General features: G+C 71.1%; 24 protein-coding genes. 12 read left to right on the top strand and 12 right to left on the bottom strand.

The window, feature by feature from the left end:
- Positions 1-2: 2 nt before the first annotated feature.
- Together Q9S78_RS08090 and Q9S78_RS08085 are read right to left on the bottom strand one after the other, a co-directional pair.
- Positions 3-716: a tyrosine-protein phosphatase gene (locus Q9S78_RS08090; protein ID WP_311869962.1), complete on the bottom strand. Its 714-nt coding sequence runs from the start codon at positions 714-716 to the stop codon at positions 3-5.
- A complete protein-coding gene (locus Q9S78_RS08085) occupies positions 713-1,195 on the bottom strand; it encodes a carboxymuconolactone decarboxylase family protein (RefSeq protein ID WP_018188667.1) in 483 nt (160 codons plus the stop codon). Before Q9S78_RS08085 ends, Q9S78_RS08090 begins: the two co-directional genes overlap by 4 nt.
- Before the next feature lie 43 nt (positions 1,196-1,238).
- Here Q9S78_RS08085 and Q9S78_RS08080 point away from each other — a divergent pair, with 43 nt between their 5' ends.
- From Q9S78_RS08080 to Q9S78_RS08045, 8 genes are all read left to right on the top strand, one after another.
- Positions 1,239-2,192: an alpha/beta fold hydrolase gene (locus Q9S78_RS08080; protein ID WP_311869961.1), complete on the top strand. Its 954-nt coding sequence runs from the start codon at positions 1,239-1,241 to the stop codon at positions 2,190-2,192.
- Between the two features lie 103 nt (positions 2,193-2,295).
- Complete coding sequence (locus tag Q9S78_RS08075; protein ID WP_311869960.1) at positions 2,296-3,804, top strand: ABC transporter substrate-binding protein; 1,509 nt, start codon at positions 2,296-2,298, stop codon at positions 3,802-3,804.
- Positions 3,801-4,751, top strand: coding sequence for an ABC transporter permease (locus Q9S78_RS08070; RefSeq protein ID WP_311869959.1), 951 nt, complete (start codon positions 3,801-3,803; stop codon positions 4,749-4,751). The genes Q9S78_RS08075 and Q9S78_RS08070 overlap by 4 nt, the downstream gene beginning before the upstream one ends.
- Complete coding sequence (locus tag Q9S78_RS08065) at positions 4,751-5,632, top strand: ABC transporter permease (protein ID WP_311869958.1); 882 nt, start codon at positions 4,751-4,753, stop codon at positions 5,630-5,632. The genes Q9S78_RS08070 and Q9S78_RS08065 overlap by 1 nt, the downstream gene beginning before the upstream one ends.
- Positions 5,629-6,420, top strand: a complete 792-nt coding sequence (locus tag Q9S78_RS08060) for an ABC transporter ATP-binding protein (RefSeq protein WP_020096795.1) — start codon at positions 5,629-5,631, stop codon at positions 6,418-6,420. The genes Q9S78_RS08065 and Q9S78_RS08060 overlap by 4 nt, the downstream gene beginning before the upstream one ends.
- A 41-nt stretch (positions 6,421-6,461) precedes the next feature.
- Positions 6,462-7,214 (top strand): ABC transporter ATP-binding protein, encoded by a 753-nt coding sequence (locus Q9S78_RS08055; RefSeq protein ID WP_020096794.1) that lies wholly within the window; start codon positions 6,462-6,464, stop codon positions 7,212-7,214.
- A 43-nt stretch (positions 7,215-7,257) separates the two neighbouring features.
- Positions 7,258-8,316, top strand: coding sequence for a M4 family metallopeptidase (locus tag Q9S78_RS08050; protein WP_020096793.1), 1,059 nt, complete (start codon positions 7,258-7,260; stop codon positions 8,314-8,316).
- Positions 8,300-8,626 carry a protealysin inhibitor emfourin gene (locus Q9S78_RS08045; RefSeq protein ID WP_311869957.1) on the top strand — a complete coding sequence of 109 codons (327 nt, stop codon included), beginning with the start codon at positions 8,300-8,302 and terminating at the stop codon, positions 8,624-8,626. The genes Q9S78_RS08050 and Q9S78_RS08045 overlap by 17 nt, the downstream gene beginning before the upstream one ends.
- Here the strand turns inward: Q9S78_RS08045 and Q9S78_RS08040 are convergent.
- The 3 genes from Q9S78_RS08040 to Q9S78_RS08030 are packed head-to-tail and all read right to left on the bottom strand — an operon-like array spanning position 8,604 to position 10,445.
- Positions 8,604-9,227: a GNAT family N-acetyltransferase gene (locus Q9S78_RS08040; RefSeq protein ID WP_311869956.1), complete on the bottom strand. Its 624-nt coding sequence runs from the start codon at positions 9,225-9,227 to the stop codon at positions 8,604-8,606. The genes Q9S78_RS08045 and Q9S78_RS08040 overlap by 23 nt on opposite strands.
- Before the next feature lie 16 nt (positions 9,228-9,243).
- On the bottom strand, positions 9,244-9,930 hold the full coding sequence (locus Q9S78_RS08035; RefSeq protein WP_311869955.1) for a uracil-DNA glycosylase: 687 nt from the start codon (positions 9,928-9,930) through the stop codon (positions 9,244-9,246).
- Positions 9,927-10,445: a phosphoribosyltransferase gene (locus tag Q9S78_RS08030; RefSeq protein WP_040570643.1), complete on the bottom strand. Its 519-nt coding sequence runs from the start codon at positions 10,443-10,445 to the stop codon at positions 9,927-9,929. Before Q9S78_RS08030 ends, Q9S78_RS08035 begins: the two co-directional genes overlap by 4 nt.
- Positions 10,446-10,566: 121 nt before the next feature.
- Between Q9S78_RS08030 and Q9S78_RS08025 the strand changes: the two genes are divergently transcribed.
- Positions 10,567-12,012, top strand: a complete 1,446-nt coding sequence (locus Q9S78_RS08025; protein ID WP_311870678.1) for an MFS transporter — start codon at positions 10,567-10,569, stop codon at positions 12,010-12,012.
- 6 nt (positions 12,013-12,018) lie between these two features.
- On the opposite strand, the gene Q9S78_RS08020 is transcribed toward Q9S78_RS08025, so the two are convergent.
- The gene (locus Q9S78_RS08020; RefSeq protein WP_311869954.1) at positions 12,019-12,804 is read right to left on the bottom strand and encodes an SDR family oxidoreductase; all 786 of its coding nucleotides are present in this window, start codon (positions 12,802-12,804) and stop codon (positions 12,019-12,021) included.
- Positions 12,805-12,965: 161 nt separating this feature from the next.
- Here Q9S78_RS08020 and Q9S78_RS08015 point away from each other — a divergent pair, with 161 nt between their 5' ends.
- Both Q9S78_RS08015 and Q9S78_RS08010 read left to right on the top strand, forming a co-directional pair.
- Complete coding sequence (locus tag Q9S78_RS08015) at positions 12,966-14,288, top strand: bifunctional o-acetylhomoserine/o-acetylserine sulfhydrylase (protein WP_116228641.1); 1,323 nt, start codon at positions 12,966-12,968, stop codon at positions 14,286-14,288.
- Between the two features lie 87 nt (positions 14,289-14,375).
- Positions 14,376-14,849 carry a hypothetical protein gene (locus Q9S78_RS08010; RefSeq protein WP_311869953.1) on the top strand — a complete coding sequence of 158 codons (474 nt, stop codon included), beginning with the start codon at positions 14,376-14,378 and terminating at the stop codon, positions 14,847-14,849.
- Here Q9S78_RS08010 and Q9S78_RS08005 read toward each other — a convergent pair.
- The gene (locus Q9S78_RS08005; RefSeq protein WP_018188683.1) at positions 14,846-15,076 is read right to left on the bottom strand and encodes a hypothetical protein; all 231 of its coding nucleotides are present in this window, start codon (positions 15,074-15,076) and stop codon (positions 14,846-14,848) included. The genes Q9S78_RS08010 and Q9S78_RS08005 overlap by 4 nt on opposite strands.
- A 41-nt stretch (positions 15,077-15,117) precedes the next feature.
- A complete protein-coding gene (locus Q9S78_RS08000; RefSeq protein WP_311869952.1) occupies positions 15,118-15,924 on the bottom strand; it encodes a hypothetical protein in 807 nt (268 codons plus the stop codon).
- A gap of 200 nt (positions 15,925-16,124) precedes the next feature.
- On the opposite strand from Q9S78_RS08000, the gene metX reads away from it, so the two are divergent.
- Positions 16,125-17,327 carry a homoserine O-acetyltransferase MetX gene (gene metX, locus Q9S78_RS07995; protein WP_311869951.1) on the top strand — a complete coding sequence of 401 codons (1,203 nt, stop codon included), beginning with the start codon at positions 16,125-16,127 and terminating at the stop codon, positions 17,325-17,327.
- A 6-nt stretch (positions 17,328-17,333) separates the two neighbouring features.
- Here metX and Q9S78_RS07990 read toward each other — a convergent pair whose 3' ends face one another.
- The 4 genes from Q9S78_RS07990 to Q9S78_RS07975 all read right to left on the bottom strand — a co-directional run bounded on the left by Q9S78_RS07990 (position 17,334) and on the right by Q9S78_RS07975 (position 20,883).
- On the bottom strand, positions 17,334-18,785 hold the full coding sequence (locus tag Q9S78_RS07990) for a phytoene desaturase family protein (protein ID WP_311869950.1): 1,452 nt from the start codon (positions 18,783-18,785) through the stop codon (positions 17,334-17,336).
- The gene (locus Q9S78_RS07985) at positions 18,782-19,264 is read right to left on the bottom strand and encodes an SRPBCC family protein (protein ID WP_311869949.1); all 483 of its coding nucleotides are present in this window, start codon (positions 19,262-19,264) and stop codon (positions 18,782-18,784) included. Before Q9S78_RS07985 ends, Q9S78_RS07990 begins: the two co-directional genes overlap by 4 nt.
- A 63-nt stretch (positions 19,265-19,327) precedes the next feature.
- Positions 19,328-20,545 carry an MFS transporter gene (locus tag Q9S78_RS07980; protein WP_311869948.1) on the bottom strand — a complete coding sequence of 406 codons (1,218 nt, stop codon included), beginning with the start codon at positions 20,543-20,545 and terminating at the stop codon, positions 19,328-19,330.
- Positions 20,542-20,883 carry a thiamine-binding protein gene (locus Q9S78_RS07975; protein WP_311869947.1) on the bottom strand — a complete coding sequence of 114 codons (342 nt, stop codon included), beginning with the start codon at positions 20,881-20,883 and terminating at the stop codon, positions 20,542-20,544. Before Q9S78_RS07975 ends, Q9S78_RS07980 begins: the two co-directional genes overlap by 4 nt.

Genomic DNA, 20,883 nt, shown 5'->3' with positions numbered 1-20,883 from the left:
CGTCACTCCACCAGCGCACGACGCAGTCCGCCGATCTCCGCCTCGGTGAGCCCGTGCGCCTGCAGGTAATCGACCGGCCCGCCGTAGCGCAGTCGCAGATCGTCGAACACGGCGCGGAGCTCGGCCGCGGGCGACCGGGTGACGAGGTCGTCCAGGTGCCGGGCGTCCGGGTACCTGTGGCGGAGGAAGCGCAGGACGCTCTCGTTCCTCCCGAGCGGCAGGAGCTGCTCGGTGCGCGCGTAGTCGGCGATCACGGCGTCCTCGTCCACGCCCGCGGCGGCGAGGACGAGCGCGACCGACAGCCCGGTGCGGTCCTTGCCGACCGTGCAGTGGACGAGCACGGGCTGCACGTCGAGAACGGCGCGCGCCGCCTCGACCAGGCGCGCCGCCGAGCCGTCGATGAGTGCTCGGTACACATCGGCGAGCGAGAGGTCGTCGTCGAAGAACGACGCGACCGACCCGGCGTACATGGGCAGATGCACGGTGTCGATGCCGAGACCGTCGAGGCGCGACGGTTCGCTGCGACGTTCGTTGTCGTCCCGCAGGTCGACGACGCGACGGATACCGAGGGCCGTGACCCGCTCCCTCCCCGCCGCCGTGAGGTGACCGAGATTCCCCGAGCGGAACAGGACTCCGGATCGGGTCCGCCCCGCCCCGGCGGGGAGCCCGCCGACGTCCCGGAAGTTGAAGGCGCCGGGGACGTCGTGGAGGTTCACGTCGTCGGCGGCGCGCCGCGCCGTTCGGGCACGGGGTAGCGTCCGGCGATCGCGATGCGGTTGAACGCGTTGATCGACACGAGGAGCCAGCTGAGCGCGACGTACTCCTCTTCGGACAGGATGCCGCCGACACGGTCGTAGACCTCGTCCGAGACGCCCTCCTCGTGGATGAAGACGAAGGACTCGGTCAGTTCGAGCGCCGCCCGCTCACGCTCCGTGAACACGCTCGATTCCCGCCACACCGGGATCTGAGCGAGGTGGTCGAAGCTCACGCCGGCCTTCGCCGCCCGATCGGAGTGGACCCGGACGCAGTACGCGCAGCCGTTGAGCTGCGAGGCGTGGATGAGGGCCATCTCGCGCAGTCGGGCGTCGATGCCCGCCTCGGCGGCGAGGTCACCCACCGTCGTCGCGAACGCCTCGAGGGCGTCGTAGGCCGGGCGGGCCGCACGGGCCAGGTGCACGCGGTGCTGATCGCTCATGCCGTCACCCTATCCGCGCCCGTCGTGGTCGGCGTCGGAGAGAATGGTCTGCGTGAGCGACGCCGCCTTCGACGAGTTCTCCTACCTCCCCGCGCAGGCCGATGCCCTCGGCATCCCGGTGCCACCGGTGCGCCGGCTGACGCACCGGCTCGGCGACGGGCGCGTGATCAGCGCGCTGCGCTTCGGCGACTCGGGCTCCGCTCCCCCGGTGACGTTCCTCCACGGTGCGGGGCTGAACGCGCACACGTGGGACACGACCGTCCTGCATCTGGGCCTGGACGCGCTCGTCCTCGACCTTCCCGGCCACGGCGACTCCTCGTGGCGCGATGACGCCCGCTACACGGGCCGGACCCTGGCCGCTGACATCGAACCCGCGATCCGCGAATGGACCGGTGGCGTGCCGCAGGTGCTCGTCGGACACTCGCTCGGCGGCCTCACGGCGGCGGCGCTCGCGGCGCGGCACCCCGACCTCGTCCGCTCCCTCGTCCTCGTCGACATCTCCCCCGGGATCGACCCGGACGGCGCGGCGTCATCCATCCGCGCGTTCTTCGCCGGCCCCATCGATTGGGCGAGCCGGGACGAACTCGTCGAACGCGCGCTGAGCTTCGGACTCGGCGGTTCGCGCGACGCCGCCGCACGCGGCGTCTCACTGAACTCGCGGGTCCGCCCCGACGGCCGCGTCGAGTGGAAGCACCACTTCGCCCACCTCGCGAACCGGCTCGCCGCCGACCCTGCGGGGGCCGCCGCGGTGGACGAGGCGCAACGGGCGAACGCCGGCATCCTCTCCGCCGCAGGGTGGGACGACCTCGCGGCCGTCACCGCACCGGTCACCCTCGTCACCGGCACACGCGGCTTCCTCACCGACGCCGATCGCGAGGAGTTCTTCCGACGGATGCCGCGAACCCGCCGGATCGAGCTCGATTCGGCCCACAACGTCCAGGAGGAACGGCCCGCCGAACTCGCCGCGAGCATCCGCACGGCGCATGACGACCGGTGACCGAACTGCGCGCGCGGGACTCTAGGCTGTAACGCGCACCGAGCACCGCGATGGGCCGGCGTCAGCGACGACGCCCATCGACGCCGAAAGGACCCCCACTCACATGCTTCGCCGCACCGCTTTGGCCGCCACGGCGCTCCTCGCCGCCGGAGCCCTGCTCCTCTCGGGCTGCACCGGCTCGCAGCCCGCTCCGTCCGGATCGGCGGGAACCCCCGACCCCGACGCGACCGTCAACGTGCGTCTCGTGCTCGAGCCCGGCAACCTCGACATCCGCGAGACCGCCGGATCGGCCCTCGACCAGATCCTGATCGACAACGTGTATCAGGGTCTCATCGCCCGCACGCCCGACCAGAAGATCGTGCCGGCGCTCGCCAGCGACTACGAGGTCTCCGCCGACAAGCTCACCTACACGTTCACCCTGCGCGAGGGCGTCACGTTCCACGACGGGCAGCCCCTCACGCCGCAAGACGTCGTCTGGTCGCTCACGCAGGAGCGGGACACCCCGACCTACCGTGACTCGGCACGTCTCGCCAACGTCGCGACCATCGCGGCCGAGGGCCAGAAGATCACGCTGACCCTGAAGGCGCCCGACTCGACGCTGCTGTGGAGCCTGACCGGCCGCGCGGGCCTCGTCCTCAAAGAGGGCGACACGATCGACCGCAAGACCGCGGCCAACGGCACCGGTCCCTTCCGCCTCGCCGACTGGCGCGAGGGCGACAGCATCGTGTTCGAGCGGTTCGCCGACTACTGGGGCACGCCGTCGTCGGCCGCCGAAGTCGTCTTCTCTTACGTGAGCGACAATCAGGCGGCACTCAGTGGCGCCCTCGCGGGTGAGTTCGACGTCCTGACCGGGTTCGACGCGAACCTGAAGGATCAGGTCGAGGCGAACGGCGACTTCACCCTCGAACTCGGCGACTCGACAGACAAGGGCACGCTCGCCTTCAACCAGACCTCGGGTCCGCTGGCGGATGTGCGCGTGCGCAAGGCCATCCGACAGGCGATCGACAAGAAATCGATCGTCGAGGCGCTCGGCGCCGGCAAGACGATGTACGGCCCGATCCCCTCGCTCGACCCGGGATACGAGGACCTGTCCGAGGTCGCTCCGTTCGACCCCGAGGCGGCACGGAAGCGGCTCGCCGAAGCGGGCGCGGAGAACCTCTCCCTGACCCTGACGATCCCCTCCGCGTACGGCACGACGATTCCGCAGATCCTCGTCTCGAACCTGCGCGATGTGGGTATCACCCTGAAGGTGAACCCCGTCGAGTTCCCCACCTGGATTAACGACGTCTACGTGAACAAGGACTACGAGCTGAGCTTCGTCCTCCACACGGAGGCGCACGATTTCGAGAACTGGGCGAACCCGGACTACTACTTCACCTACGACAACCCCGAGGTCCAGAAGCTCTACACCGAGGCCGTCGCCGCGACGGACGACGCCGCAGCCGCCGACCTGCTGAAGCAGGCCGCGCGCATCGTGTCCGAGGACGACGCGGCGGACTGGCTCTACAACGGTCAGTCCGTCCTCGCGGTCGCGTGGAACGTCAGCGGGATGCCGACGGTCAACGTGAACGAGCGCCTCAACGTCGCCGAGCTGGCCAAGAGCGAGGGGTGATCCGCTACGCGCTGACGCGACTGGCCCTGCTGGTGCTGGGCCTGTTCGTCGCCAGCGCGCTCATCTTCACCACCCTCCGGATCCTGCCGGGCGACATCGCGCAGCTGATCGCCGGGGTGAACTCCACCCCCGAGCAGCTCGCCGGCATCCGCGAACGGCTGGGGCTCGACCGGCCGCTCCCCGTCCAGTACGGCGACTGGATCGGCGGCATCCTCAGCGGCGACCTCGGGTCCTCGCAGCTCACCGGCACCCCCGTCGTCTCGGAGCTGCTGCAGAAAGCGGAGGTGACGGTGCCCCTCGGCATCCTCGCTTTCGTCGTCGCCCTGCTGGTCGCACTCCCCTTCGGCGTGCTCGCGGCGGTGCGCCGGCATCGGCCGGACGGCGTCGCCGTCTCGGTCGGCGCGCAGGCCCTCGCCGCTGTACCCGTCGTCTGGGCGGGCATGATGCTCGTCGTCGTCTTCGCCGTGACCCTGGGATGGCTGCCGGCCCAGGGGTTCCCCCGGGCCGGCTGGTCCGACCCGGCGGCGGCGTTCCGGGCGCTCGTCCTCCCCGCCGTCACGATCGGCGTCGTCGAGGGAGCCGTGCTGCTGCGGTTCGTCCGCTCGGCGACCCTGCAGGCCATGGGTCAGGACTTCGTGCGGACCGCCGCAGCGAAAGGGCTCACGCGCACGCGGGCGCTCCTGCGCCACGGGCTCCCGAGTGTCGGCCTGTCGGTCATCACGGTGCTGGGCGTCCAGGTGGCCGGCATCATGGTCGGGGCGGTCGTCATCGAGCAGCTGTTCAGCCTGCCCGGGATCGGGCGCATGCTGGTCGAGGACACCGGCAACCGCGATCTCGTCAAGGTGCAGGGGGAACTCCTCGTCCTGACGGGTCTCGTCCTGATCATCGGGTTCGTCGTCGATCTCGTGCACCGCGTCCTCGATCCGCGCCAGCGAGAGGCCGAGTGATGCGGCGACTGCAGTGGGCGAGGCGCGTCTGGGCGTCGGGGACCGGTCGCTTCGGGGTGATCGTGGTCGTCGTCATCGCTGCGACGGCGCTCGTCTCCCTGTTCTGGACGCCGCTCGACCCGCAACGCGTCGACATCGCGAACCGCTGGGCGGCACCCGGGGCCGCGCACCTGCTCGGGACCGACGGGTCGGGACGCGACATCCTGAGTCTCTTGATGGCAGGCTCGCGCACGACGGTGCTCGTCGCTGTAGGTGCCGGGGTCATCGCGACCGCCATCGGCCTCGTGCTCGCCGCGCTCGGTGCGCTCACTCCGCGGCCGGTCCGCGAGGGGGTCACGGTGATCGTCGACATCCTCATCGCCTTCCCGGTGCTCCTCATCGCGATGATGATCTCGGCCGTCTGGGGCGGCTCGCTCCTGGTCGTCATCGTGTCGGTCGGGATCGGGTTCGGCGTCAACATCGCCCGCGTCACGCGCCCCGAGCTGCGCCGCATCCTCCGGAGCGACTTCGTCCTCGCGGGACGCGCCGCGGGACTCTCGCCGCCCCAGAACCTCTGGCGTCACCTCCTCCCGAACGTCGCGCCCGTCTTCATCGTGCAACTGTCGTGGGGCATGGCCGTCGCCGTGCTGGCCGAAGCGGGCCTGTCGTACCTCGGTTTCGGCGCCCCCGTGACCCAGCCGTCGTGGGGGCTGCTCCTCGCCGATCTGCAGCGCTTCATCAGCGTCCACCCGCTGTCGGTGCTGTGGCCGGGGCTCGCGATCACGCTCACCGTCCTCGGCTTCAACCTCCTCGGCGACGCCCTGCGCGACGCCACGGATCCGACCCTGTCCCGCGGATCCGCGCCGCGCGGCACCGAGCCTCCCGCGGCGGTGACGGCATGACGCTATCGATCACCGGTCTGACGATCGACATCGCCGGCCGCCGCGTCGTCGACGGAGTCGACCTCGAGGTCGCCGACGGCGCGCGCGTCGGGCTGATCGGCGAGTCCGGATCGGGCAAGTCGCTGACAGCCCTCGCCGTCCTCGGACTCCTGCCCGACGACGCGCGGGTCGGCGGCAGCATCCACTGGGAGGGCCGGGAACTGATCGGGATGCCGGATCGCGACCTCGCGCGCCTGCGCGGTGACGAGATCGGCATGGTCTTCCAGGAGCCGCAGACGGCGCTGAACCCCATCCGCACGGTCGGGCGGCAGATCGCCGAGTCCATCCGCATCCACCAGCGCGGCGTCTCCCGTGCCGAGGCGTGGGCACGGGCGGTCGAGGAGGCGCGTCGGGTGAAGCTGCCCGACCCCGAGGCCATCGTCCGTCGCTATCCGCACCAGCTTTCGGGCGGACAGCGTCAGCGGGTCGCGATCGCGATGGCCCTCGCGTGCCGTCCCCGGCTGCTGATCGCGGACGAGCCGACTACCGCGCTCGACGTCACGATCCAGGCGGAGATCCTCGAGCTCCTCCACCACCTCGCCGACGAGGACGGCATGGCGCTCGTGTTCATCACGCACGACCTCGCGGTGCTGTCGCAGATCGCGACCGACGCCGTCGTGCTCGAATCGGGTCGCGTCGCCGAGTCGGGGCCGCTTCGGATGCTGCTGCGCTCCCCCGCCTCCCCCGTCACCCAAGCACTGCTCCGCGACGCGACCGCCACCCTCTGGCGACCGGGAGGCCGCGCGTGAGCGACCTGATGCGGGCACGTGGTCTGACGCGCCGATACCGGATGCCGCGGTCCCGGCCGTTCGAGCCGGCCCGGTGGACCACCGCGCTCGACGACGTCGACGTCGACGTCCGGGCGGGAAGCGCCCTCGGGATCATCGGCGAGTCGGGCTCGGGCAAGTCGACGCTCGTGCGCCTGCTCCTCGGTCTCGACGTACCGAACGCGGGCTCCGTCGTGTTCGATGGACGCCCCGTGGACGGATCGGCGTCGGCGCGCTCGCTCCACTGGTTGCGGCGGCGCACCGGCATCGTCTTCCAAGACCCCTACGGGTCCCTCGATCCTCGGATGAGCGTCGGGCGGATCGTGGCCGAGCCGCTCTCGGCCCTCGACATCCCGGGCGATCACCGGGCCCGCGTCCGCGAGGTCCTGGACGACGTCGGCTTGCCCTCCGACGCCGCCGAACGGTTCCCGCACGAGTTCTCCGGCGGACAGCGGCAGCGGATCGCCCTGGCGCGGGCGCTCGTCCATCGCCCCGACGTCCTCGTCGGGGACGAACCCTTGTCGGCCCTCGACGTGACCGTCCGGGCGCACATCCTCGACCTCATCCGCGAACTCCGCCGGCGTGACGGCCTCACCCTCGTGATGGTCTCGCACGACATCGGCGTCGTGCAGAACCTGTGCGACGACGTGGTCGTCATGACGGAGGGGCGCGTCGTCGAGGAGGGCCCGACAGAGAAGGTGCTGCTCGAGCCGCAGGTGGCCTACACGCGGCGCCTCCTCGCCTCGATCCCGATCATCGACCCACGCGATCGGTGAGACCGCCGGTCACCGTGTCGGCGGAGGGGACTAGCGTGGCGGCATGCACGCCATCGTCCCGCCGTACCTGCTCGCCCGCCTCGCGGCCGCTCCGGCCGAACGATTCCCGCACGCCGTCGCCGCGGCCCGTGCCACCCTCGCCGTCCCGCGCGCCTACGCGCCGATGCGCGCCCACCTCGACCTGTCGGTCGACGGCGACGCGCTCGTCGTCTCCGCCGCACCCGACTCCGATCGTCTGATTTCCGACGCGGAGAACCGCGAGGAGTTGCCCGGCACACCCGCGCGCGCCGAGGGCGCCGCTCCGACCGGCGACGCGGCGGTCGACGAAGCGTACGACGGGCTGGGCGCGACCTTCACCTTCCTGTGGGACGCCTTCGAGCGGGTCGGCCTCGACGGGCGGAGCGGCTCCCTCGCCGCTACGGTCCATTACGGTCGCGCCTACGACAACGCGTTCTGGGACGGCGAGCGCATGGTGTTCGGCGACGGCGACGGCGAGGTGTTCGCCGGCTTCACGCGATCGCTCAGCGTCATCGCGCACGAGTTGGGCCACGGCGTGATCGAGTCGGCCGGCGGTCTCGACTATTCGGGACAGTCGGGCGCCCTCAACGAGTCGATCGCCGATGTCTTCGGTGCGCTCGCCGACCAGCACCACCAGGGTCAGACGGCGGATGCCGCGACCTGGCTCATCGGCGCCGGGATCTTCACCGACGCGGTCACGGGATCGGCGCTCCGCTCCCTCGCCGCCCCCGGGACGGCGTACGACGACGACGTCCTCGGCAAGGATCCGCAGCCCTCGCACATGCGCGATTTCGTCGAGACCTCGGGCGACAACGGCGGCGTGCACATCAACTCCGGCATCCCGAACAAGGCGTTCCACCTCGTCGCGACGGCTCTCGGCGGCTACGCCTGGGAACGCGCCGGGCGCATCTGGTACCTCACCCTCGTTTCGGGCACCCTCTCGACGGCGGCAACCTTCGCGCAGTTCGCGGCCGCCACCGCCGAGACAGCGGTGTCGGAGTACGGTGAGGACTCTGAGGAGGCCGTCGCCGTCCGCACCGCGTGGGCGAGCGTCGGAGTCGTGGAGGATGCCGCATCCCGTTGATCCGCTGACGATCACCGTCGTCCGCACCGGTGGATTCGCCGGGCTCCGTCGCGCGTGGCGCGTCGAGCTCGCGGGGACGGACGTCGACGCGTGGATGCCGCTCCTCGACGCGTGCCCGTGGGAGGAGCCTGCGGCATCCGCTCCCGGCGCCGACCGGTTCTCGTGGGAGGTCGCGGCCATCCACGGCACCCACGATCGCCGAGCGGTCGTGGGCGATGCCAGCGGTCCGTGGCGCGCGCTCATCGACCGGGTGCAGGCGGACGGCGCGGCCGTCCGGCCGGCCGACCTCAGCGGGAACGCAGACGCGTGAGGAGGGAGTCCTTCTTCTTCGGGGCCAGGTGCTTCTGCAGGTAGATCGTGCCGAGCGAGCGCCCGAACTTGAACCCGACCTTGCCCATGCGTCCCACCTCGACGAACCCGAGCCGTTCGTGCAGGGCCAGGGAGGCGTCGGCGCCCTTGTCGCTGACGACGGCGACCATCTCGCGGATACCCTTCTCCTCGCACGCGGCGATGAGCCCCTCGAGCAGCGCCCGACCGAGGCCTTTGCCCGTCGCGGCCTGTCCGAGGTAGATCGAGTTCTCGACGGTGTAGCGGAACCCGCTCTTGCCGGTCCACGGTGAGACGAGGCCGTACCCCAGGATCTGCCCGCTCGGCGACACCGCGACGAGGAAGGGCAGTCCGAGCTTCGCGAGGTAGTCGAACTTCTCGACCCACTGCTTGTGCGTCCACCGCTTCTCGTCGAAGGTCACGACCGAGTTCGCCACGTAGTGGTTGTAGATCTCGCGCACGTCGGCCATGTCGGTTCGGACAGCGGGCCGCAACTCGAACGAGAACTCGCGCTCGGGCTCGGGGCGACGGCGGAGATGACGGGGAAGGCGGCGGCGATCGCGCTCGTACTCGTCCTCCAGCATGCCGCCAGCATACGGCTCAGTCGGGCAGTCGCCAGTCGACGGGAGCAGCCCCCTGCGCCTCGAGCAGGGCGTTCACCCGCGAGAACGGGCGCGAGCCGAAGAAGCCGCGCCGCGCCGACAGCGGGGACGGATGCGCCGACTCGACGCGCGGGGTCTCGCCGAGCATCGGGATGAGGGTCGCGGCATCCTTCCCCCAGAGCACCGCGACGAGCGGCTCGGACCACGCGACGAGCGTCGAGATGGCGTGGGCGGTGACACGCTCCCAGCCCCAGCCGCGGTGCGAGCCGGCTTCACCGGGTGCGACGGTCAGGACGCGGTTGAGCAGCATGACGCCCTGGTCGGTCCACGCCGAGAGGTCGCCGTGCGCCGCCGGAGGGATGCCGAGATCGGTCGACAACTCGGCGTAGATGTTCCCGAGGCTCCGCGGCAGCGGTCGTACGTGGCGATCGACGGCGAACGAGAGCCCGATCGGGTGTCCCGGCGTCGGGTACGGATCCTGGCCGACGATCAGCACGCGGACGGCCGAGAGCGGCCGGCTGAACGCACGCAGGACGTGGTCGCCCGCGGGCAGGTACCCGCGCTCGTCCGCGCGGAGCCGGTCGCCCAGCGCGGCGATGTCCGCGGCGACAGGAGCGAGGGCATCCGCCCACTCGGGGTGGATGTGCCCGTCGGCCGCGAGGGCGTCGAGAGAGCGGCCGCTCATGCCCCGGCGGGGAGGCCCGCGTCCTCCTGGACGACCGTCCCGCGGAACGACCACGGGAAATCGATCCAGCGGTCGGTCTCGCGCCACGAGTAGTCGGGCATCGCGATGGAGCCGGGCTTCGTGTAGATGCAGACCGAGCGGACGTCCGCGCCGGCGTCGCTCAGGAGCTGAACGGCGAGGGCGAGGGTGCGGCCGCTGTCGGCGACGTCGTCCACGAGGAGCACGCGCTTGCCCGGCAGGGCGCTGAGGTCGAGGTCGGGCGGGAGGATCTCGGGCGCGTCGAGGACCGTCCCGATCCCGGTGTAGAACTCGACGTTCAGCGCTCCGCAGCTCTTGACGCCGAGTCCGTACGCGATGGCCCCGGCCGGCAGGAGACCCCCGCGGGCGATCGCGACGACGATGTCGGGAGCGAACCCGTCCGCGACGATGCCGCGCGCCAGGTCGCGGGTCGCCCCGCCGAAATCATCCCAGGTCAGCGTCTCGCGTTCGGCGGCCACCGGCATCCCCTCGTCCATGGATTCCCAGACTACGACCTGCGGGACGGCGGGCTGCTCCAGCGCTAGGCTCGCGCTCGTGACCGGGATCCCGCCCTCCTCCGCGCCGTTGCTGCGCTCGTCCGCCACGCGCTCGTCGCGGTTGGGTTCGTCCACGCTGGGCATCACGGCGGGACTCATCGGGTGGTTCATCGTCGTCGAGCTCGTCAGCGGCATCCTGCAGGGGTTCTACGTCCCCCTGTTCAGCGACATCGTCGTCCAGCTCGGCATCCGCGACGCCGACGTGAACTGGTTCGAGGCCGGGCAGCTGCTGCTGAGCGCCCTCGTCGTCCCGATCCTCGCCAAGCTCGGCGACATGTTCGGGCACAAACGGATCCTGCTCGTCGCCGCGGTCCTCACCGCCCTCGCCTCGTGGGGCCTCGTCTTCGCCGATTCGTTCTGGACCTTCCTGCTGTTCTGGTCGCTGCAGGGCTTCTACGTCGTGTGGCTGCCGCTCGAGGTCGCCCTCATCTTCGAGCGCGGGCGGGAGCAGAACCGCGGCGTCTCGCTCACCCGGCGTGCTGCGGGGCTGCTCGTCGTCGGGCTCGAAGCGGGGGCGATCGTCGGCGCCCTCGCCGCGGGACGCATCTACGCGGCGACGGGCGACCTCGGGCTCACCCTCATGGTCCCCGCCATCGCCGTCTCGCTCGTCGTGATCGTCATCTGGCTGTGGGTGCCCGAATCGACCCCCAGCGGCGAGCGCCGCCTCGACACCGTGGGTGTGATCCTCCTCGCCTGGGGACTGCTGCTGGTGACGGGCGCCCTCGCCTGGATGCGGCTCATCGGCGAGCTCGGCCTCGGCGCGGGCACGTGGGCGGGGGTCGCGGCGCTGTTCGTGCTCGGCGTCGGCGTGCTCGTCTGGTTCGTCCGCCACGAGCTGCGCCACCGGCATCCCGTCGTCGACATGCGCGTGCTCGCGCGTCCCGACATGTGGCCCGTGCAGGCGACGGCGTTCCTCATCGGCATCAGCCTGCTCGGCGCGCAGGGGCCGCTGTCGACCTACGCCGGCACCGATTCGTCGCTCGGCTACGGCCTCGGGCTCGACGCCACCGAGCGCTCGTACGTGATCGGCCTCTACCTCGTGTCCCTGATCGTGGGCGCGGTCCTGTTCGCGGTGACGTCGCGGCGGGTCAGTCCGCGTCTCGCGCTCATCGCCGCAGCCGTCCTCGTCGGAGTCGGCTACGCGCTGTTCCTGCCGTTCCATCTCGAGGTCTGGCAGGTGCTCCTGAACCTGTCGATCGCGGGCATCGGATGCGGTGCCCTCGTGGGCGCGATGCCCGCTGCCGCCGCGGCGGCGGCGCCGTTCGGCAAGACGGGCGAAGCGTCGGGCATGACGAACACCACGAAGACGATCGGCGGCGCGTTCTCCTCCGCCGTCTTCGGCGTCGTCCTCGCGGCCGGCGCGGGCGCCGTCGCGGGGCAGACGGCGAGCTCGCTGGGCGGCTACCTCACGGTGTGGGCCATCTGCGCCGCGGGCGGATTCCTCGCCGCGCTCCTGCTGATCCTCGTCCCGAAGGTCGCCTTCGCCGACGCCCCGCCGGAGGCGTGAGCGCGCTCAGCCCTCGATCGTGTGGGGCCGGAGCGGACCGCGCGCCAGCAGGTGCTGCGCGGACTGCGCGACCGGTCGCATCGTGACGAGGTCGAGGTTCACATGGCCCGGCGCGTTCAGCGCGTAGGCGATGACATCCGCCACGTCGCCGGCGGTCAGCGGCTGGTCGACGCCGTCGTAGACCTTCTCGGCCGCGGACCGGTCGCCGCCGAGCCGATTGAGCGAGAACTCCTCGGTCTGCACCATGCCGGGAGCGACTTCGACGACGCGGATCGGCTCACCGTTCAGTTCGAGCCGCAGGGCGTGCACGAGCATCGCCTCGCCCGCCTTCGCCGCGTTGTACCCGGCGCCTCCCGGGTAGGCGGTCTGCGCGGCGGTCGAGGTGACGTAGACGGTGTCGGCGTGACCGTCGACCTCCGCCGCGCGGCGCAGAAGCGGGAGGAGGGCGGCGGTCACGAGCTGAGCCGAGAGCACGTTGACCTCGAACATCCAGCGCCAGTCGTCGGGGTCACCGTTCTCGACGCGCTGCGTGCCTCGCGCGCCGCCGGCGATGTGGACGAGCGCGTGGACCGGGCCGGTGTCCTCCAGGTGCGCGGCGAGCGCCGCGACATCCGCTTCGCTCGTCAGGTCGGCGGCGTAGGACTGCGATCCGATCTCGGCATCGAGGGCCTCCAGTCGGGCGGCTCGACGCGCGACGCCCACGACGTCCCACCCCGCCGCCCTCAGCGCGCGGACGGCCGCCTCACCGATCCCCGAGCTCGCACCGGTCACCACTGCACGTCGATTCGCCATGCGCTCAACGCTAGTGACTCCGCGGGCGCCCGCGGACCGCGTCACGTTACGCCGCATGTCCCGTTCCGTTGTCCCCGTCGGGCGGGACTCGTAACGTCGGTGTCGGGCCCGCGGCATCCGTCGCAGACCACCACCCGACCACACACGCAGGGAGCCATGTCATGTCCGCACCCGAGAACTGGCGCTTCGAGACCAAGCAGATCCACACCGGCGCCGCTCCGGACCCGGTGACCAAGGCCCGCGCCACGCCGATCTACCAGACGACGTCGTACGTCTTCGACAACGCCGACCACGCCGCGAACCTGTTCGCCCTGGCCGAGTTCGGCAACATCTACACGCGCATCCAGAACCCGACGCAGGACGTCCTCGAGCAGCGCCTCGCGGGCCTCGAGGGCGGCACCGGCGCCCTCGTCCTCGCGAGCGGCCAGGCCGCCTCGACCTTCGCGGTCCTCAACATCGCGCAGGCCGGCGACCACATCGTCTCGTCGAGCTCGATCTACGGCGGCACGTACAACCTCTTCAAGTACACGCTCGCCAAGCTCGGCATCGAGACGACGTTCGTCGAGAACCAGGACGACGCCGAGGAGTGGCGCCGCGCCGTCCGCCCGAACACGAAGCTGTTCTTCGCCGAGACGATCGGCAACCCGCAGATCAACGTGCTCGACATCCGCACCGTCGCCGACGTCGCCCACGCCGCCGGTGTGCCGCTCATCGTCGACAACACGATCGCGACGCCGTACCTCATCCGCCCCTTCGAGCACGGCGCCGACATCGTCGTGCACTCGGTCACGAAGTTCCTCGGCGGCCACGGCACGACGATCGGCGGCGTGATCATCGACGGCGGCTCGTTCCCCTGGTCCCAGCACTCGGACCGCTTCCCCGGCCTGACGACGCCGGACGAGTCGTACCACGGGGCGGTGTACACGGATGCCGTCGGTGACGGCCTCGCCTACATCATCAAGGCGCGTGTCCAGCTGCTGCGCGACCTCGGCTCCGCCATCTCGCCGCAGAGTGCGTGGAACCTCATCCAGGGCGTCGAGACCCTGTCGCTGCGCATCGAGCGCCACGTGCAGAACGCGCAGGAGATCGCCGAGTGGCTCGAGAACCACTCCGACGTCGCCTCGGTGAACTACTCGGGCCTGCCCACCTCCCCCTGGTACGCCGCGGCGAACCGGTACGCCCCGAAGGGCGTGGGCGCGGTCCTGTCGTTCGAGCTGAAGGGCGGCGTCTCCGCCGGCCGCGAGTTCGTCAACGCCCTGACCCTGTTCAGCCACCTGGCGAACATCGGCGACGTGCGCTCCCTCGTGATCCACCCGGCATCCACCACCCACTCGCAGCTGACCCCGGAGCAGCAGCTCACCTCGGGTGTCACCCCGGGCCTCGTCCGGCTGTCGGTGGGCCTCGAGAACATCGAGGACCTGAAGGCCGACCTCGAGCAGGCCCTCGCCGTCGCGCGCCGTCACTCCGAGGCCGCCCGCGCCTGACCTCCCCTCCTCAGGAGACCGACACCCCGCCCGGCCCCGGCCCGGCGGGGTGTCGTGCGTCCGGGCCGATACGCTCGAGACACGACCATGAAACGCTACGGACCTCTTCACGCTGTGCCCGACGGGCTCGCGATCGGCGACCCCGGTCGGCGTCACCTGGTGCTCGGCGCACACACCGTCAGCCACCGAGACGGCGTCACCGTGACGCGGGACATCGGCTGGGCCGAGCTCCGCGGCGCCACCCTGGACCTGCAGACCACCCGCTTCCCCTTCCCCGGAGCGTTCGCGGGCGCGTGGAGTTCGCTCCTGGTCATGATCACGCAGACCGATCCGGAGCTCGACCTGAAACCCGGCACGGCGGTGCTCACGACAAGAGACGAGTCCGTGCGCCTGGAGCTGGACCGACACCATCCCGGCGGCTACTGGCACCCCATCGTCTCGCGGACCCAGCTACTCATGGAGCGTCTGGTCGAGGATGCCGCGTCCCGCTCGTTGCTGCGTCAGCCGGACGTCGTGCTGGCCTCGATCGTCTCTTCGGTACGCCGCGCGCGCGTCGCCTAGCGGTCCGCGCGACGAAGGAGCGCCCGCCGCTTGCGGTGGAGCCGCCACCAGCTGAACGAGCTGCGGGCCTGGATGCGGCCGAGCTCGACGAGACTCGGGAGCCCTCGAGAAGCCAGTTCGCGCGAGATCGCGTCGGAGTCGTCCGTGCTCCCATGCGCCTCGATGACAGCGTGGGCCTGCGTGACGGGTTCGCTCGACAGCGGGTGGGCCGCTATCTGCGCATCCACCTCCGCGATCCGACGAGACAGTTCCTCATGTCGCACGGTGATCACTTCCCCAGGGCGCAAGCGAGCGCGGCGGCGCCGAGGCCGCCCCAGATCGTACCGGTCGCGAAGGCCTGAGTGATCTGCGGCCCCTTGAGGCCGAGTCCGAGGAGGCACTTGAACACCCAGGGAGCGATCCAGATCGGATCCGCCACCACGGGGTAGGCGACCCCCGCCGCACGGTGATCGACGAACTGGATGAGAGTCGAACCGTCCACCTCGTAGTGCGTCGCCACGGTGTCGCCCTCGGCGTCGAGTGCCCACGCTCTCGCGACCACGGCGACGACGGTACCGTCAGCGGCGACGACGACCGCGCCGTCCTCAGTCGATCGCATCGTCTCGCCGGCCCCGAGAGCGACCCTGTATTCGAGATACTCCGGTGCGTCGGCGGAGGCGATCGTCGTCAGCATCTGCACACCCGCATCGCCGACGATCACGGTATTGGTCACGGACTCCCCCGGGTAGGTCACGGCACCTTCCGGGAGGAGGACGGCCTCGCCCGCCGCATGCGCCTCGGGAAAATCGATCGTCAGCGGCGACCGCCCGGGATGATGTATCGACACCCCATCGACCAACCTCGACGGAACACCGACGTCGCCGTGGCTGGTCTGCACCTCCCCCGGACCGGATCCCTCGGCTGCTTCGAGCAGCAGCGAGTCATCCAGGTTCGCCAGCGATTCTGCAGCGACGGCCAGCGAAGCCAAGTCGACGTCGTCGTCCGCCGAAGCGATATTGGGCGCTGCCACGACACTCGACGCAAGGAGCGCTGTGACCAGCGTGAAGGAAGCGGCGTTGCGCCAGGAACGTGTCATCGAGGTCTCTTTCGCGGGGAGCGATCCGGTCGCCGAATGGCGATTCCCCCGACGCTAGCGAGGGTTCGAAAGACCCCGCGCCCACCTTTCGGTGGAAACTTTCGACGGTGCCGAGCGCGCACGCACCGCGTCCCACGCCCGGGGCCACACACTCCCGTAACACTGCGCTGGCCCTCACCCTCGCCCGGGACAATAGAGGTATGGACTGGCAGACCTCGGAGGACACGGTGCCCTCGGCTCCGGTGACCGAGGCCGACGCCCGGCTGCTGCTCGGACGCCCGCCGGCGACCGGCGCTTGGCGCGACGGCGACCCGGTGGGCGAGCGGAGGTTCGCGCAGTTCGGCGCGTTCGCCACCGAGAGCGGACCGAGCCTGCCCGGCATCCGCCTCGCCTACGAGACGTGGGGCGAGCTCTCGCCCGCCCGTGACAACGCGGTGCTGATCCTGCACGCCCTGACCGGCGACAGCCATGTCCGCGGCGACGCCGTCCCCGGTCACGCGACGGACGGCTGGTGGGGCGACATCGTGGGCCCCGGCGCCCCGATCGACACCGACCGCTGGTTCGTCGTCGCCCCGAACATGCTGGGCGGATGCCAGGGCTCGACCGGCCCCGCGAGCATCGCCCCGGACGGCTACGAGTGGGCGTCCCGGTTCCCGTTCCTCACGATCCGCGACCAGGTCGCCGCGCAGGTCATGCTCGCGGACGCTCTCGGCATCGACGTCTGGGCCGGAGTGATCGGAGGCTCGATGGGCGGCATGCACGCTCTTGAGTGGGCAGTGACGCACCCGCAACGGGTCGAGCGCCTGGGCGTGCTGTGCTCGCCGCCGACGACGACCGCTGATCAGGTCGCGCTGAACTCCGTGCAGCTCGCGGCGATCCAGATGGACCCGCGCTTCGCCGGCGGCTCCTACTACGACGCCCCCGACGGCGACGGACCCCACCGTGGCCTGTCGCTCGCGCGGCGCATGGCGCTGTTGAACTACCGCACGCCCACCGAACTCAACCAGCGGTTCCAGCGGTCATGGCAGTCCGACAAGAGCCCCTTCGGCGAGGGTGGACGGTACGCCGTCGAGAGCTACCTCGACTTCCACGGCAACCGCTTCACGCGGCGGTTCGACGCCAACTCCTACCTCACCCTCGTCGAGGCGATGAACTCGCACGACGTCGGCCGTGACCGCGGTGGCGTCGAGGACGCCCTCGCCCGCGTGACGGCGCGCACCCTCGTCCTCGGGGTCGACAGCGACCGGCTGTTCCCGGTCGAAGGGCAGCACCGGATCAGCCGCGGCATCCGGACCACCATCGACGACGACACGGTCGTCCTCGCGAGCGATTTCGGTCACGACGGGTTCCTCATCGAGACCGAACCCGTCGGACGCCACCTGCGACGCCTGCTCGAGAGCTGACGCCCGCTACCTCGGCGACAGGTCGGGCGAGATCCGCGTGCCGAACGTGTGGCGGAGCGCCGACCGCGCCGCGTGCCAGCCGGCGAGGCCGTGCACGCCGGGACCGGGACTCGTCGACGCCGAGCACAGGTAGACCCCGTCGAGAGGGGTGCGCCATGGATCCGGCGACACGACCGGCCGCTTCAGCAGCTGCCACAGCGCGGGCGCTCCCGCCGCGATGTCGCCGCCGGGGTAGTTCGGATTCTCGGCCTCGACCTCGACGGCGTTCCGGGAGTTCACCCCGACGATCAGGTCGCGGAAGCCCGGGGCGAACCGCTCGATCTGCCGGATGACGACCTCGGCACGGTCGGCGGTGCTGCCGGACGGCACGTGCGTGTACGTCCAGAGCACGTGACCGCCCGCCGGCGCACGAGACGGGTCGAACTCCGACGGCTGCGCCACCAGGACGTAGGGCGCGTCCGGCAGTCCGCCGCGCGAGATGAGGTTCTCGGATGCCGCCATCTCGGCGCGCGTGCCGCCGACGTGCACGGTGCCCGCCGAGCGGACCTCCTCGTTCGCCCACGGGACCGGTCCCGACAGGGCGAAGTCGACCTTCGCGACCGCCCCGCCGTAGCGGAACCGCTTGAGAGCGCCCCGGTACCCGCTGGGCACGTCGTCGCCCGCGATCCGCAGGAAGTCACGCGGGACGACGTCGAGGAGCACCGCCCGGGCGGCGGGGAGCTCCCGCAGCGACCCGACCTCGTGGTCGGTCACGATCTCGCCGCCGTGCGCGCGCACGTCGTCCGCCATCGCGTCGACGATGCTCTGGCTGCCGCCGATCGGGATCGGCCAGCCGCGCGCGTGACCGTAGGTCGAGAGCGCGAGACCCGCCCCGGCGGCGGCGAGACTCGGCAGGGAGAGGATCGTGTGCGCGGCTACGCCCGTGAGCAGGGCGGGTGCGGCATCCTCCCGGAACCGGGCGTTCCATGCTCCGCTCCCCTGTTCCAGGGTCCGCAGGCCGAACCACACGGCCGCGACGGGGTCGGCGGGCACGCGGATGAGCGCGTGCCCCGTGAAGTCCGCGACACCGGACGCATGGTCCACGAGCGGACGCATCAGGCGGGCGTACGCGTCGCCGTCGCGGCCCAGCGTGGCGGCTGTGCGGTCGAGGTCGCGGTAGGCGATCGCCGCGCGTCCGCCGTCGAGCGGCTGCGCGAACGAGGCATCCGGGACGGCGAAGTCCACCCGCTGCCGCAGCCCGAACTCGCGGAAGAACCGACTCTCGAACGCGAGCGGGTGCACCGCCGAGCAGACGTCGTGCCGGTACCCGGGGAGCGTCATCTCCATCGTCCGCGCGCCGCCGCCGATGGTGCCGCCCTTCTCGTACACACGCACGGCGAGGCCGGCACGGGCCAGCGTGACCGCGGCGGCGAGCCCATTCGGGCCCGCCCCGACGATGATCGCGTCGAGGTCGCTCACTCGCCGACGCCCTCGTCCTCGGCGGTGGTCTCATCGGTCGGTCGCGCGGCACGCCCCTCGGCGAGGTAGGCGAGGCGGTGCAGGGTCTCCTCGTTCCGCAGCTGCAGGCCGAGGTCGAGGAGCGCCGTCGGGATGAGGCTTCCGGGTCCGGCGACGGCCTCCTCCTGGATTCGCACGACAGCACCGTCCGGGTGCGGCCTCACCTGGATGTCGACCTGCGCCTCGCCCATCGGCCACCCCTTCGCACGGAGGAGGATGTGACGCGGCGGGTCGTAGGCCAGCACCTCGGTCTCGTCGTCGATGAGGACCGGCCACACACCGAACGAGTGGTGCAGGTGCGAACCCACCCGAGGCCAGGTCTCGGCGACCTCGCGCATCCGCGACGCGCCGACGACCCACGAGGGGAAGAGCCACCCGTCGGCGAGGACGGCGAAGACGTCGTCAGGGGTGCAGGCGAACACACGCGAGTTGCGGGACATGCCTCGACGCTATCGACTCGAGGTGCGCGCGACGGACGGGGTTGCGCCCTCCCCCGGAGCGTGTCAGCGAACGGCCGGCGTTCGCGCCGCGGTGCGGCGCTCGACCGTGACACTGACGATCCCGATCACGAGTCCGCCCAGGGCGAGCAGCAGGCCGACCCAGACGGGGGCGGTGTAGCCGAGCCCTGCGGCGATGACCGCACCGCCGAGGGCGGCGCCGACGGCGTTGCCCGTGTTGAACGCCGAGTGGTTGAGGGCGGCGGCGATCGACTGGTTGTCGCCGGCGACGTCCATGAGCCGTGTCTGCACCGTGGGACTCACGGCCGACGAGGCGAACGCCACCGCGAAGACGAAGACGATCACGGTCACGATCCAGCCCGACGTCAGTGCCAGCAGGAGCTGCGTGACCACGAGGAGGCCGAGGAGGCCGAGCATCGATCGGACGAGGTTGACGTCGGCGAGATGACCACCGACGAGGTTCCCGGCGGTCATCCCGAGTCCCAGCACGACGAGCACGATCGGAACGAGCCAGGCGGGCGCCCCTGCCGCCTCGGTCACGAGCGGCGAGACGTATGTGTAGACGGCGAAGAAGCCGCCGAAACCGATCGCGCCGATCCCGAGCGCGAACCAGACCTGCGGGATGCGGAACACCTTGAGCTCCGCGCGCAGCGTCCGCGACGGCTCACCGGCTCGGTGCGGCACGGTCAGGGCGATCGCGACCGTCGCTGCGGCGAAGATGACGACGACCATGACGAACGCCCAGCGCCAGCCGAGGTTCTGGCCGAGGAACGTGCCGAGCGGTACACCGACGACGTTGGCGACCGTCAGTCCCGTGAGGACGAAGGCGATGCCCTTGGCACGGTTGCCCGGCCCCATGACGTCGGCGGCGACGAGGGCGCCGATCCCGAAGTAGGCGCCGTGCGGAAGACCGGCCAGCAGACGGGATGCCGCGACCAGCTCGAACGTCGGCAGGATCAGCGTCAGCGCGTTGCAGAGCGTCAGCGCACCGGCGAGGAGGATCATGACCCGGTGTCGCGGGTATTTCGCGACGGATGCCGCGATCGTCGGGGCTCCGATCACGACGCCGAGCGCGTAGAGCGTGATGAGCCAGCCCGCCTGGGCGATGGCATCCTCCTGCGATGCGGCCCACGCCGTGGGCAGCAGTTCGCGTGCGATCTCGGGGAGGAGCCCCATGACGACGAACTCCGTCATCCCGATGGCGAAGCTGCCGATGGCGAGCGCCAGCAGCGCGCGGCGGGGGCGGGTGGGAGCGGACGTCACTCCGGGATCGTAGTCCCGCTCCCCTCCTGGGGACGAATCGATTCGAGCGCGGACTCGAGACGCTCGATCTTGCCGTTGATCTCCCCCGTGTAGCCGGGGCGGATGTCGGCTTTCAGGACGAGCGAGACGCGGGAGCCGAACGGCTGCACGGCGTCGACGGCGCCCTTGACGACGGCCATCACCTCGTCCCACTCCCCTTCGATCTCGGTGAACATGCTCGTGGTCCGGTGCGGCAGGCCCGAGGCGCGGACGACGGCGACGGCGGCCGCGACCGCGTCGTGGACGGAACCGTCCGGGTTGCCGTTCCCGGACGGGGCGACGGAGAAGGCGACGATCAT

This window comes from Microbacterium aquilitoris (assembly GCF_031932285.1).
In the GTDB taxonomy this organism is placed as follows: Bacteria; Actinomycetota; Actinomycetes; order Actinomycetales; family Microbacteriaceae; genus Microbacterium; species Microbacterium aquilitoris.
Note: the sequence above shows the minus strand (reverse complement) of the source record. Positions and strands in the feature narration are given on the sequence as shown.